The organism is Peribacillus sp. NPDC006672, assembly GCF_050274955.1.
In the GTDB taxonomy this organism is placed as follows: Bacteria; Bacillota; Bacilli; order Bacillales; family DSM-1321; genus Peribacillus.
On record NZ_JBNNOR010000009.1, the window covers coordinates 135925 to 147986 of the forward strand.

Below are 12062 nucleotides of genomic sequence, written 5' to 3' on the forward strand. Positions count from 1 at the left end.
AATCTGACACAATCCAACAATAACCTACAAAATGGTGTGGGTTTCTTAAATGCAATGTTGAATTAAAATTGAAGTCCAAGGTATTTTAAAAACCCTCACGAAAAACGGTACATTAGATCCTTAACAAAATAAAAATAAACCCAGTATACGCTGGGTTTTAGGTTAGAAATCCTAAGTATGCATTTATATAAATACGTTCTATTATTTTTCCGCTTCAAGGGTTTTTAACATTTGCCGTAAGGCTCCAAGATGATAAGCCGAGTGGGCAATGGTCGCATTTACATTTGTCAGCCATTGCTCTAAATCGATTGTATCGATTTCTGCCAAAAGTGTTACATATTCTTTATGTAATCCCACCTTGATTTCTGCCCATTCCACCTCATCAACATGAGAAATGGTCCAGCTTGCGTTCCAATCTTTTTCAAAGTCAGTGCCATTGATCATGGTTCGGATCACCCATAAATAATATCGTATGTGGTCTGTGTGAGCAGCTATTGTTGAACCATTTATGGAAAGTGAAGCGTCTTCTGCAGTTATACCATCAAGTGTCCCAAAAACCCCTGTATTCGGTCTTGAATCAGTATAATAGCTCCCTTCCTTTCCCGGTCCCTCAAACGTTTCATTCAAAATCATTTTTATTGAACTAGCCACCGTCTCACCCATCCCGATTCCCCCTCAAGTGATTTAATCAACTCCACTACTTTATAATACACTAAGACAAATCAATAATCGTTTATTTTTTGTAAAATAAATCCAAAGACTTCTAAGCATTAAAGAGTTACCCTCCCACCTCAGCAAAAGGTTAGGAATAAAACGAACAAGCGGCATATCTCACCCATGGTTCTAATATTACCGGCCCGGAGTAAGAATAAAATTGGTTAATTACAGACGTTTCCTTTTACTTTGGAATCCCGTTCAAAACCATAAATGGTATGGAAGCATCTATTAATATTATAAAAATACATTAATAAGACCATTCCTTAAATGATAAGGAACGGCCCTATTTTTATCTAAAATATGTTTCAGTCTGGACGGGTATGCAAAGCAAAGCATTTTAAACCTTTTAGTAGCTTTTCAAACGCTCCTCCAGGGACAAAATTCTAAACTTTAATTCTTGATTCGAGTCTAACCCGCCTATTACAATTTGATTATCTTCGGTAATGGTTACATATCTAAAGGTCTCGTCACCGTGGATCTTTATTTTTGTTTCCAATGTCGTTTCCATTTTTGCAAAGACATGATCTGTGTATTTAAGCGGAAGTAAATCATCTAATCCTTCTTCGGGGCTACCTAGCCACTTAAACATGAAATCTTTCAATGAAAATTGTTCAATCATCGATAAATGATCTTTAAATGCTAATTTGTCTATTGTAATCTCTTTCAACTTAACCACTCCTCAATCGTATATAAAGTTTATATCGATAAACACTTAACATCAAGGGCATTCCAATGACAAACGATTACATTTTGATTACTTGCTGTCTAAATAAACCCATCTATACCGATAAATGGTTCAGAACAATGGCAGGTGAGCTTTCCTGAGCTACAAATTAGGGAAGAAATTTTAATTTTTTTGCCCTCTTTACGTAAATCTGGCACCAAAAGATTCATTCTGTTAATCAGGATGTTCATTCCAACCACAAAAACAGCCTCCATTTCTTTAAGGAAATGAAGGCTGTTTTTCTTAATAAATGTAAAAACCAATTTATGGTAAATGATAGCCCTTAAATTAACTTTATATTTCTTGGTTTCCTTTAACGCCATTTATCGAATAGCTCATTTTTATGTTGGCATTTAATGAGTGATATACTGAACAGTACGTATTTTTCGATAGTTGAATCGCACGGACCACTTTATCTTCAGGCAGTTCGCCCTGCAGTAAATAGTGGATATGGAAATCGGTAAACCGTTTTGGGTGATTTTCTGCCCGTGACCCTTCTATTTCTATTTGAAACCCCATTGTTTCAAGTCGCATTTTTTTTAAAATCATTACAATATCAATTCCAGTACACCCGGCAAGAGAATGTAAAAGTAACTCTGTGGGTCTTGCTCCACTATTTTTTCCTCCTGTTTCTTTGGCAGCATCCATCTTTAATTCATGTCCCGACGGGGTTGTGCCAGAGAAGGCCATTTCCCCTGTCCATGTAATCATTGTCTTCATTTATTAAATTCCTCCCTTTCTTGTTTTTCCATCCAAAAAAAGTCCACATGTTTATTTAATGTAATTACAAATCAATTAAATCAATTTCCACTAATATTTATCCAGTTTTTATTCAAAATTGGGATTTCACTGCACAGAACGATTAAAGAGAAATGGGACGGTTAGTACACAAATATCAAGTGAATTAGGTTTTGAAAACTTTCCATATCTTATATACTTCCCACAAGCCCTAATTAGTTAGTCATACTGATTAGGGCTTACAAAATGGAAGTCACCATTTCCTCATGACCCTGTATATATCCATTACCATGAGGTTTTATAGTTTCCTGTTCCATTTAAAGGAGTTTTATAATTATTATTTTCCCCTTTTTGCCAAGTAATATTGCCATTTTCATCTTTCATGACGAACTTGAATTCATAGAGTCGATCTGCGGCTAAACGGAATGTTCCACTCCAGCTGCCTTCTGTGTTTTGCGTGAGTTTATATTCGTAATCTTCAACATTCCATCTGCCGATTTCTCCTCTATCTCCTATTAAGTAAACTCCCTGTGTGACAGGTGTATTTTCAACTGTGAATGTAACTGGAATCGACTTGCCTTCCAATTTATCCGTCATCATCCTGAACTCATTTGTTGGATTTCCTTCATCGTCGAATAAATATGACATCCTCAGCAAGGTAAATCCCTCAAAATCATAGTTAAAAACCATTTCGGCTATATTGTCAAAGCCCCATTCATTATTGATCAAGGGGAGTGCGTTTTCCCCGTTTAAAGAAATTCCTTTTTCATTGGCTAAAGTGGCAATATGGGTCACCAACGTTTTAGGAGCGCTATAGGCTGGTGCATTATGTGCGTCTTGATCTCCCATTTCCAAACAGGTGAACGTGAGGGCCATATTCGATTTCTTAAACTGATTCAGTAGTTTGGAGTAGTTATGGTATCCGGCACTATACTCTGCTGAATGCGGCATGACTGGATCATTCATTTTCCAATGTACACCTGAAATTTTAGCTCCGATTGGTACGGCAAATACTTCATCGAAATGTTCATGGGCAACTTTCGAGATTTTTGAAAGATGCTTTTCAAGTGCTCCTTGATACCACTGCATAAAGTCATTTCCAAATTGTGTGTCGATTGCTCCTCCTTTGGTGAAAAATTCATCCCCGTTTCCTGGCGGCTGAATCTCCTTCCAGTTTTTATACTTTTTCCCCCAAGCAGCATTTAACTTTTTTATGGTTAAATACTTTTCCCTCATGGTAAGCCTGAAATCCCGTTTCGCTCCTTCTGTATAAACTTGAAGCTGTCCCCTTTCAGGATAATCCCAGTCATCTGCATTTTGATAAGAGGGATATCTTAGTTCCCCAGCTGGACCTGCACTTAGATATATTTTAGCTATTAAATCTTTCTTATCAGCAAAGTTCTTTGCAAAGGATTTGTACAATTCGGCGTACTGATCGGCTGTACCTTCCCACCAAGGAGCAAGTACTTCTTTATTCCAGAAACCACTTTCACTTTTGAATGCCATGTTCTCGGGAGAGTCTTTTTTCCAGAGCCAACTCGGGATGGGATAGTTACAATCATCCCCCACATTACCGCCGCATTGATGTGTAGACAAAATGGGCACCCATTTTAAACCGGAAGCTTTCACTACCTCCGCATACTTTTTATAATAGGACCAGTCAAACTGATTATCTTTTTTACTCTCGACTAATCCCCACCAGATATCTGTCGTTATTGCATATACTCCATTCTCCTTCAACTGAATCAACTCAGCTTCAAATGCCTCCCAATCTGTTATTTCACTTAATGGGGCCATCACATAAAGCTTGTAATCGGGTTTTACTTCTGCTAATCCAGGTGAAGTACTTGATAAAGGAACAAAATACATCATAAAGGTAAAAACTCCAATAGATAATTGTTTCATTAAAACACCAACCTTTCACCTATAACTTCTTCATTTTGTGGGAATTTTCAGATATTTTGAAACCACTTACATCCATTGGTCTAATAAAATCATTCCTTTACTTGAAAGTATATTTGTTTTGGGAATATTTATCAATTGCTTTGTCGGGGAATACAGAAATGGGGAGATGAAAATTAAGTTCAATTCCTTAAAAAAGGTAAATGGATAGTCCTATAAGAGACTATCCAGCAGACTGCAGACAAACTCGATAAATAATTGAGTTTATGTCCCAGTTATCTGTTCCGAGTATGTTTGGAACCAAGAATCCGCCAACTCCACAATTCCTGTAATAAAACCAATTTCTTTAGAAAACGAAAATATACCTAATGGATGTTCTATCAAGTTTATTATTTCTTTCATTTTCATAAGCGTTAATAATAGGCGTTCATTCTTGATTTACCTTCAAACGGGGACTATTTTTCATTTGAAGACATGATTTTCCCTCGGCACGAAACAAGGACCTCCTTCATAAGATGAGTTATGAGCGGCATGTAGTGATTTAATAATCAGATTATAGCCGGGGAAAGGTTGGGTGCAATAATATGAGGCAATATCCAATTCATAATAATCCATTTCAAAATCTTCAGGAAAAAGACATGTCCTTTGAAGAGGTATTCGTTCATATTGTAGAGTTCATGAAATTAAATCCTTCCGGTGAATATCGATTAATGGTCGGTACAGATTCGCAAGTACATAAAAAACATACAGTATTCATTACAGGAATCGTGATTCGTCAGGTCGGGAACGGTGTATGGGGTTGTATTAGGAAAGTGATGATTCCTAGAAGGATGATGCAATTACATGAACGTATTTCCCATGAATTGTCGTTAACTGAGGAGATCGTATCCATGTTTACGGAAGAAAGAAAAAATCAGTTAATCGATATTGTCTTGCCTTCTGTATATCAAGGGGCAACGTTCATTATGGAAGGGCATATTGATATCGGGATTGGAAAGCGGAACAAAACCAGTGAGTTTGTTAATGAAATGGTAACCAGGATGGAATCCATGGGAGTCGAACCTAAAATTAAACCCAATGCTTTCGTTGCTTCAAGTTATGCCAACCGGTATACAAAGCAAGAGTAAATGCCTCCAAAACATCAAGAAGCCTGATCTGTGAGTGGGTAAGATGGATGAAAATAAATTATATTAGAACAATATGGGTTGGAAATTTCCTGTTCTTTTTTCAAACTACAAAGTTGTACATATATTCCTCGTACGTTGCTCTGAATAACGCAAAAAACCGGTCTCAGACGAGACCGGTTTCAACATAAGCCGCCATTGCCGTATTCAGTAAGAAAGTTTTAAACCACCACTCCTCAAAGTGGGTGTTTGCAGAAAAAATCCTGTTGTCCAAGTCAGTGACGAGGCATAACATTCCTGTTTCAATATAAAACTCCCTATTACAGCTTAAAGGTTAAAACTTAAATATCATTACGAACAGTACAGCTTGTAATAGTATATTACCTGAATTCCTTATATCTCACAATGGTAATATTCGCCATACCAATGACCTTTCAAATTGGCTTTAGATTGGAAAGGACGCCCTATTATCCCTTTATATCTTAATAAAAACATTCGTTAGGATCAAACTATTGATCAAAATAACTGATAATAACCCCTTGGTCTTTATTTTGCAGATGATTGCTGGGATCTCCATAAAACCTTTTCGCGATTACCCCTAATGCTTTACTGCTGTTCTCCACTCGTAGATAAGGAACATCCAATCCTTTTATATCGCGATCGCCAATCACAACCGAAGCCCCTTTACAAATTGCATCTTTAATGTAATTATGGCCATCCTCTTTATCTCCGTTTACGGCAACAAAAAGGTATCCATTTTTTATTTCTTTTGAGTTATCGGAGACACCTGTAATGGATATATCTTCAACGTCCTTCGGCAAATCCCAGTTTATTGCTTCATATATTACGTCCTTAAGGTACATTAACTTTTCTCCTTTTTCATTTAAGCTATTCACCTGTCTTTTGAAAAACCTTCTTAATTCACATGCCATTATTAGTATTAACAGGTACTCTAAAAATAATTATTAATATAAAATTTGTTTGTTGGTAAAAAATGTTTTCAGGTTGAGTCCGCCAAAGTAGATTGAAGCCATTACTAAAAGCCCGTACATTATGTAATTTTAAAAGGGACAAGGAACGTGATTTTCGATTTTATCTCTCTTCTTAGGAAGCGGAATACGGGTTAATGAGTTATCCAACTTAAGGCTACGGGACTTGGATTTCGAGGAAAAGCAAATACACGTTTTGCGTAAGGGTGGTAAAAAGGATGTAGTGGCAGTCTCTCCTCCGTCCATGCAGGACATAAAAGATTACCTAGCTGTGCGAACGGAACGTTATAGGGGCTCAAACGATGATGCGGCCTATGTATTCTTGACGAGGGTGAATGATGGAGCCACTTCCCTTTCCAACCGCGCCATCGAGGCTTTAGTAAAGAAATACACGAAAGCCTTTAAGTCCAATAAATCCATGTCCCCACACAAACTTAGGCATACATATGGGACGAACTTTATGGAGCAATCAGGAGATATTCATTTACTGATGACTCAACTTGGTCATACTTCAACCACAACGGCTGCCTTATATACAAACCCTGAGCAGGAGAAGGCTAAAAAGGCTGCGGAACTGCTGAGAGAAGAACCAATTATTGTGAAATGGATTAAATAACGGAAAAAGAGAAGATTTTCTCGTCTTCTCTTTTTGTTTGTACATAGAAATGAAAATATTAGATACCATGCTTTTGGACTTGTTAAGGCTAAATAAATGGGAGATAAATACCTGTAATAATTGCTAAGAAAAGCTCTTTACAAAGGGCCTATAATATTATTAGTCAATTCTTAAATTAAAAGCCAATTTTTCGTACCTCGATACTTAGATATTTTAGTTTCCTTACTTGGATGTCTGCCGGCTTTTAATTCTTTCATTGCTACAGAGAAAGCTAAAATTTATTAACTGTTATTCAGGGAATATAAAACAATGGTTTTGTCTCGCACCAAAAGCAAATGTACACTTACATCCATTTTATCAATACATATTTAAAAATTAAATACTATTAAAACCTTTTAACATATAATAATCAGCTTGATCCATTGGCATATCGAAATTTGTAGTGCTATCATAATGATTATACTGTGCAACTTTCTTTTCTGTACGAGCATAGAAGATATGGAACCAATAATAGATAGGATATGGTCTAAGGTGTCCTATTTGACCATTTGGAGCTTTTAAGTTTGTTATTTCAACCCCCTTGATACGTTCATCATCTACAGCTGGGGTTGTAGTTTCTAATTCCTTAGAATTTGGGATGTATTCACAAACTTGATACAATTCATTTGATTGTGCTTTCATATGTGTACTCCCAAATGTTCTACAAATAAGCGGACGCGAATTATATACCATACATGAATTCGTCTCTGGATCTAATAGTGGACAAGGAAAACTATTACGGTATATTCTCCCATGGTTTAGTTGCTGCTTAAGAATAATTCCTGAATTTGCATGAGCGTAACTCTGTAAGTTTTCCCATATATCCGGATGGTCTGTTTCTTGTTGTTTACATTGCTCTAAAGCTCGGTCATATAATTCTTGTACCTTATCATTTTTCCAGTTTTTCATTTCCCTCATGATTAATTCAAATTCAATTTCTGATATAGGAAAACTGTCATAGCAACAATTAGAACAGCCATTATAACAAGATGAGATATTTCCTGTTTCTTCCTGATAAGTTTTAACTTTATCATTAATCTCTTTGTATAAATTAATTACATTTGCAGCTTTAGATTCTAAATGAACATCACTGTGACACTTCTTATACTTTTTTCCACTTCCACAAAAACATGGGTCATTTCTTGAAATTTTGTTATTTGATAATGTAGTCATTAAAATATTTCCTCCTTGAACAGAGTTATCACTACAAAACATTTCTCTAAAAAATTTAAAATTCCTTCTGGCCTTTTTAATATAAACTTCCATACAAACAAATAAAAAGATCCTTCTCTTTTGAGTTGGAGGTCACTTGTAATACAAGTTAACTAATTAATGACACCAACAAGATTCTAAAGAGGATGTTATGCTATCGTGCGAAGTGACTGGTGGGACTGGTTTTGGCTTTTTGAATCATTACATCATGCCGCCCATGTGGTTTCAAAGTGTAATATGTTTAACAACAGTAGAAAGAAACAGCATGAAATCAAAGTTTTGCTCGTGCTAGCTGTAACATCTTTTACTTGGATTTAACATAATTTATTATATTTCGTTAGCAAAATGTTAGCAGTTATTCGATATGGAATTACTCACAAATCAACAAAGCGATGCAAATTCTACATGCATCGCTTTGTTGTAATGATTACACACTCTACATGACTTGTAGAGACCGCAAACAAATTGAATTAGAAGTTGTTTTTACCGCTCAATTTTTGTTTAAACTCTTTGACATAAAAGTACTAGCATATGAACAATCCTTTTTACATTGTGTATCATCGATAATGAAAAAGACAATTGGACGCGAATCACAAGCTTTGGACTGAGATCTTTTAATTTGAATGATCGTTAATCAATTTTCTGCTCTTGCCGCTCGTATTTGGCTACTCTTTGCAATTTATCTAAATCCACCTTACGATCCCATACTTTTTTTGCATTTTCTGTAATATAGGGATAAAGATATTGATCAACGACCACCTGATAATCCAGGTCATCAAGTAAATTATACGTACGAATTTTTATGGTTTTGTTATCAAGGGTGTCAATGACTATATCATTGATTAAATTCAGTGGATTTCTTACTAAATCGATATTCCGGATATTCTTAATATAAACTGTACCTTTCTTCGACTTAATCGTACCATTTTCACCTTGGACAATCGTTAACAGGACCTTTCCTGGAATAAAACCTGGAAGTGACCAAAGCGATAGGTAAAGGTAAAAAGGAGTAAAGATGACACCACCACCAAGGTAAAATAAAGAATACTTGGACTCAAATTTCAAACCGTGTATGATTAAGAAAAAACAAGCAATTAAAAAACCTACAGTCGCAAGAAACATCCACCCGTACATGAACTTTGACCCTTTTATCTGAATGGTGTTATTTTCTTTCTTAACGTTTACCAAATAATGCACCTCCTTAAGCTGGAAGAATCTTGTTGGCTAATAATAGTTGATTAATAGATGCCTCATTTGCTCTCTGAATACTTAGGTCAAGGTTGTTGTCCCTTGTAGCTAGCCAACATTCATTCTTTCCTGGAATCATAAAATAGAGATCTTTTAGGTCAGGGTTATTCTCTGAGTCATACGTTAAGCTTACTAAACTATCCATTTTACCGTTTCTATTCGAAATATCATTTAAAAACTCTAAGATACTAGTAGACTCTCCCTTTTTACTTACCCATTTCTGAACAATTGACTCCGGTAAAGAATGAGATTGACTTACATCTTCTAAAAGTTCTTCAAATTCTTCACTTTTTAACTGAAGAATAACTTCACCTTGCTTTTCTAACGTATGGAAATGGAAAAAACCGCTTATAACTGAAAGGATTTCTTCTTTCGGCAGCTTAGAAATAGAGTGAACTTGATGATCGTACAATACTTTATGTAAATAAACCTCTCCATTTTTAAAATGAAAGGAAATACTATCTTCTCCATTTAAGTCTGGCTGATGTTTAGAAGCGTTTACGGTACTTTCTGCATTATTCAATGTATGAATATAGGCAGCAAATTCATCTTTTAACTTATATTGATTATCTACTTCCTTTAACATATCTTTTGCTAACAAAGAGCGAGAGGCAATTTCTAGCATTAATTTCAACTCGGCATCTTGAAGCGTTAGAAAATAGGCTTCCTTAATCGACATTCCTTGTTCAAATAAACCTTCACTATAAAATGAAAAAAGTAACTCTTCAATACTTAATTGAATGGTATTCATATATCCTCCTTAAAAAAATGAAAATTTATCCTCAAAAAAATCTTTTGCTCCATCGGCAAGGGAACTCGCTGTTTCTTTTGCTTTCGTTAACCCCTTACCAATTTCCCCCACCTTCCTTATTGGGTCAGCAATAGTATCCTTAATTTGATCATTTACGAAATCAGCACCATTATTAACCCCTTCAACAACTTTCCCAGCTTTCTCCAAACCACCTTTAATCAGTTCAAGCCCATCATGTATAGGTTCTTTAATGACAATCGCTGCTTTCTCTGCTATACCTGCCGTAAGTTTAGCCGCTTGCTCTCCAACAAGTCCTCCTACAAATGAACCTGCAGCGGCTCCTATAACCGTACCGACTGGGCCTACTAAAGTTCCTAGAGCACCTCCTACGACTGCTCCCGCAATGGAACCTCCAGAAATCGCTACGGTATTATTCACTGCATTTCCTACCGCTTTTGCATTTTCTCGCTTTAAGACCTCTAGATTATTTCCATATTTCGCATAGTTTTCGGAAATTTTCAGTCCCATTCCGCCTGCTTCCATTACTCCTGTTACTAGTACTGCACTAACAGCGTTGGTTTTGGCAAATTTCGCTCCCGTCTGAAGAAATGATTTAAACGTTGTAGAGTCCAATGCTCGATGCTTAATCCCTTCAAATAATGCCTTTGAACTATCTGTATACTTAACAACATCACCAGGAAGATATTTAGCAACCTTTTTGTGAACTAAATCAGCAAATGGAACATCTCTATATTTTTTCAATAAAAAGGTTGGATTTAAATAGGCTCTTGCTACATTACGAAATTTGGAATTATCGACTACATCTGTTAGTTTATTTAGGGCATTCATATGTTTATACATATAGACATCATCACTATTTTTGATAAATTGCGTAAAACCTAGCCCATAAAATGCCAGCTGCTTTGATACTAAAGCACCCATCGCAGTGAGCGCTCCATATTTCTCATGCAGTTTATAAAGTTGACCAACTAAGTTATCAGCATCGGAAATTTTATTGGCGGTCATTCGAAGGTCGATCTCCATTTCACTCAGAAGGTCAACTAATTGATTTCCTGTTCCCCACGGATCTCCTACTTGATAAAAACAATGACTATACTCTGCTGGAGCACTGCTAATTAGGTTCACTAGTTCCAAATGAAGACTCTTGTATTCTTCTTCAATTTTTGACAAGTGCGAGACAAACTCATTTGCTAAATCTTCTAAACGATCTGGGTCTACTGAAATTTTATTCCCCACTGTATCATCCTCTTTTCTTTTCCTTTATGAACTATTTCATCTATATACTATGAAAAAAGTGATGTCCTAATAGAATAATCTGTAAAGTCAGGATAAATAGGTCGACACAACTCGGTACCCAATTTTCATCCATTCCTTGTTATTACGAGCCATTTTAAACCTCTCAAAACAATTATCATATTGGCAAGTACAGTTGTAAAACTTTAGCGGACATAAGGTATGCTTAAAAAAGAATGATTATTTGATGTGCCAAAACACCAAATTGAATGAACAAAATAAAAAAACCACCGCAGCCGGGGAGTAAACTACCATCTTTATTTTGCTTATTCTTATCCGGGAGGATCCAGCCTTCCTCTTCCAAACTTTTACGATCCCTATTCTTCGGTTTCATATGACACCTCTTTATATCCTTCATTCATTTTGTTCCTACTCATCCTTCAGACAAGCAAGGCGCTCTAATTCTCTTTGTCTTTCAATCTCTTCTCTCACTTTGTCAACATCATTTGCTGCGCTTTCTAATTCTCTACTTATTTGATAAAGATTGTCTGAATGTCTTTGAAATAGGACAGCTGCTTCATCTAGTATTGAATCAAATTTTTTCCGGGCTTCGCCAGCCCATGTCTCCGTATTTGTATGTATACTCTGCATTAATTTTGATTGATCTAATTTTAATTCCTCAGAAGATTCCTGAAACACTTTTGTTAATGCTCTGACTTTATCCGAATTCATCTTTTCACCTCATTAT

At 35.9% G+C, this 12062-nt stretch carries 14 protein-coding genes and 1 other RNA gene; 2 read left to right on the top strand and 13 right to left on the bottom strand.

Annotation, left to right across the window (positions count from 1 at the left end; genetic code table 11):
* Positions 1–201: 201 nt before the first annotated feature.
* The 5 genes from ACQKKK_RS16155 to ACQKKK_RS16175 all read right to left on the bottom strand — a co-directional run bounded on the left by ACQKKK_RS16155 (position 202) and on the right by ACQKKK_RS16175 (position 4084).
* Entirely contained in the window at positions 202–663 is a 462-nt protein-coding gene (locus ACQKKK_RS16155; RefSeq protein WP_427617261.1) for a hypothetical protein, read from the bottom strand.
* A gap of 400 nt (positions 664–1063) precedes the next feature.
* The gene (locus tag ACQKKK_RS16160; protein WP_427617263.1) at positions 1064–1384 is read right to left on the bottom strand and encodes a hypothetical protein; all 321 of its coding nucleotides are present in this window, start codon (positions 1382–1384) and stop codon (positions 1064–1066) included.
* Between the two features lie 98 nt (positions 1385–1482).
* Positions 1483–1764 (bottom strand): hypothetical protein, encoded by a 282-nt coding sequence (locus ACQKKK_RS16165; protein WP_427617265.1) that lies wholly within the window; start codon positions 1762–1764, stop codon positions 1483–1485.
* Positions 1736–2161 carry an OsmC family protein gene (locus tag ACQKKK_RS16170; protein ID WP_427617266.1) on the bottom strand — a complete coding sequence of 142 codons (426 nt, stop codon included), beginning with the start codon at positions 2159–2161 and terminating at the stop codon, positions 1736–1738. Before ACQKKK_RS16170 ends, ACQKKK_RS16165 begins: the two co-directional genes overlap by 29 nt.
* 303 nt (positions 2162–2464) lie before the next feature.
* Positions 2465–4084, bottom strand: a complete 1620-nt coding sequence (locus tag ACQKKK_RS16175) for a family 14 glycosylhydrolase (RefSeq protein ID WP_427617268.1) — start codon at positions 4082–4084, stop codon at positions 2465–2467.
* Positions 4085–4665: 581 nt separating this feature from the next.
* On the opposite strand from ACQKKK_RS16175, the gene ACQKKK_RS16180 reads away from it, so the two are divergent.
* Positions 4666–5208 (top strand): ribonuclease H-like YkuK family protein, encoded by a 543-nt coding sequence (locus tag ACQKKK_RS16180; RefSeq protein ID WP_427617269.1) that lies wholly within the window; start codon positions 4666–4668, stop codon positions 5206–5208.
* A gap of 182 nt (positions 5209–5390) precedes the next feature.
* On the opposite strand, the gene ssrS is transcribed toward ACQKKK_RS16180, so the two are convergent.
* Positions 5391–5577, bottom strand: a non-coding RNA gene (gene ssrS / locus ACQKKK_RS16185) — 6S RNA.
* Positions 5578–5714: 137 nt separating this feature from the next.
* The gene (locus ACQKKK_RS16190; RefSeq protein WP_427617271.1) at positions 5715–6068 is read right to left on the bottom strand and encodes a Mur ligase domain-containing protein; all 354 of its coding nucleotides are present in this window, start codon (positions 6066–6068) and stop codon (positions 5715–5717) included.
* A 253-nt stretch (positions 6069–6321) separates the two neighbouring features.
* Here ACQKKK_RS16190 and ACQKKK_RS16195 point away from each other — a divergent pair, with 253 nt between their 5' ends.
* Complete coding sequence (locus ACQKKK_RS16195) at positions 6322–6810, top strand: tyrosine-type recombinase/integrase (protein ID WP_427617460.1); 489 nt, start codon at positions 6322–6324, stop codon at positions 6808–6810.
* 375 nt (positions 6811–7185) lie between these two features.
* On the opposite strand, the gene ACQKKK_RS16200 is transcribed toward ACQKKK_RS16195, so the two are convergent.
* The 6 genes from ACQKKK_RS16200 to ACQKKK_RS16225 all read right to left on the bottom strand — a co-directional run bounded on the left by ACQKKK_RS16200 (position 7186) and on the right by ACQKKK_RS16225 (position 12046).
* Entirely contained in the window at positions 7186–8022 is an 837-nt protein-coding gene (locus ACQKKK_RS16200; RefSeq protein ID WP_427617273.1) for an SEC-C metal-binding domain-containing protein, read from the bottom strand.
* A gap of 669 nt (positions 8023–8691) precedes the next feature.
* Positions 8692–9249, bottom strand: coding sequence for a DUF5381 family protein (locus ACQKKK_RS16205; protein ID WP_427617275.1), 558 nt, complete (start codon positions 9247–9249; stop codon positions 8692–8694).
* Positions 9250–9262: 13 nt separating this feature from the next.
* Positions 9263–10060: a hypothetical protein gene (locus ACQKKK_RS16210; protein WP_427617277.1), complete on the bottom strand. Its 798-nt coding sequence runs from the start codon at positions 10058–10060 to the stop codon at positions 9263–9265.
* A gap of 9 nt (positions 10061–10069) precedes the next feature.
* Positions 10070–11317, bottom strand: a complete 1248-nt coding sequence (locus ACQKKK_RS16215; protein ID WP_427617278.1) for a glycine zipper domain-containing protein — start codon at positions 11315–11317, stop codon at positions 10070–10072.
* Between the two features lie 223 nt (positions 11318–11540).
* Complete coding sequence (locus tag ACQKKK_RS16220; protein WP_427617280.1) at positions 11541–11708, bottom strand: hypothetical protein; 168 nt, start codon at positions 11706–11708, stop codon at positions 11541–11543.
* 35 nt (positions 11709–11743) lie between these two features.
* Positions 11744–12046 (bottom strand): WXG100 family type VII secretion target, encoded by a 303-nt coding sequence (locus tag ACQKKK_RS16225; RefSeq protein WP_427617282.1) that lies wholly within the window; start codon positions 12044–12046, stop codon positions 11744–11746.
* Between the last annotated feature and the right edge of the window lie 16 nt (positions 12047–12062).

What these genes read in the sequence shown, in the direction of transcription:
- ACQKKK_RS16155 (WP_427617261.1), bottom strand. Translation starts at nt 663, where the DNA reads ATGGGTGAGACGGTGGCTAGTTCAATAAAAATGATTTTGAATGAAACG.
- ACQKKK_RS16165 (WP_427617265.1), bottom strand. Translation starts at nt 1,764, where the DNA reads ATGGCGTTAAAGGAAACCAAGAAATATAAAGTTAATTTAAGGGCTATC.
- ACQKKK_RS16170 (WP_427617266.1), bottom strand. Translation starts at nt 2,161, where the DNA reads ATGAAGACAATGATTACATGGACAGGGGAAATGGCCTTCTCTGGCACA.
- ACQKKK_RS16175 (WP_427617268.1), bottom strand. Translation starts at nt 4,084, where the DNA reads ATGAAACAATTATCTATTGGAGTTTTTACCTTTATGATGTATTTTGTT.
- ACQKKK_RS16180 (WP_427617269.1), top strand. Translation starts at nt 4,666, where the DNA reads ATGAGGCAATATCCAATTCATAATAATCCATTTCAAAATCTTCAGGAA.
- ACQKKK_RS16190 (WP_427617271.1), bottom strand. Translation starts at nt 6,068, where the DNA reads ATGTACCTTAAGGACGTAATATATGAAGCAATAAACTGGGATTTGCCG.
- ACQKKK_RS16200 (WP_427617273.1), bottom strand. Translation starts at nt 8,022, where the DNA reads ATGACTACATTATCAAATAACAAAATTTCAAGAAATGACCCATGTTTT.
- ACQKKK_RS16210 (WP_427617277.1), bottom strand. Translation starts at nt 10,060, where the DNA reads ATGAATACCATTCAATTAAGTATTGAAGAGTTACTTTTTTCATTTTAT.
- ACQKKK_RS16220 (WP_427617280.1), bottom strand. Translation starts at nt 11,708, where the DNA reads ATGAAACCGAAGAATAGGGATCGTAAAAGTTTGGAAGAGGAAGGCTGG.
- ACQKKK_RS16225 (WP_427617282.1), bottom strand. Translation starts at nt 12,046, where the DNA reads ATGAATTCGGATAAAGTCAGAGCATTAACAAAAGTGTTTCAGGAATCT.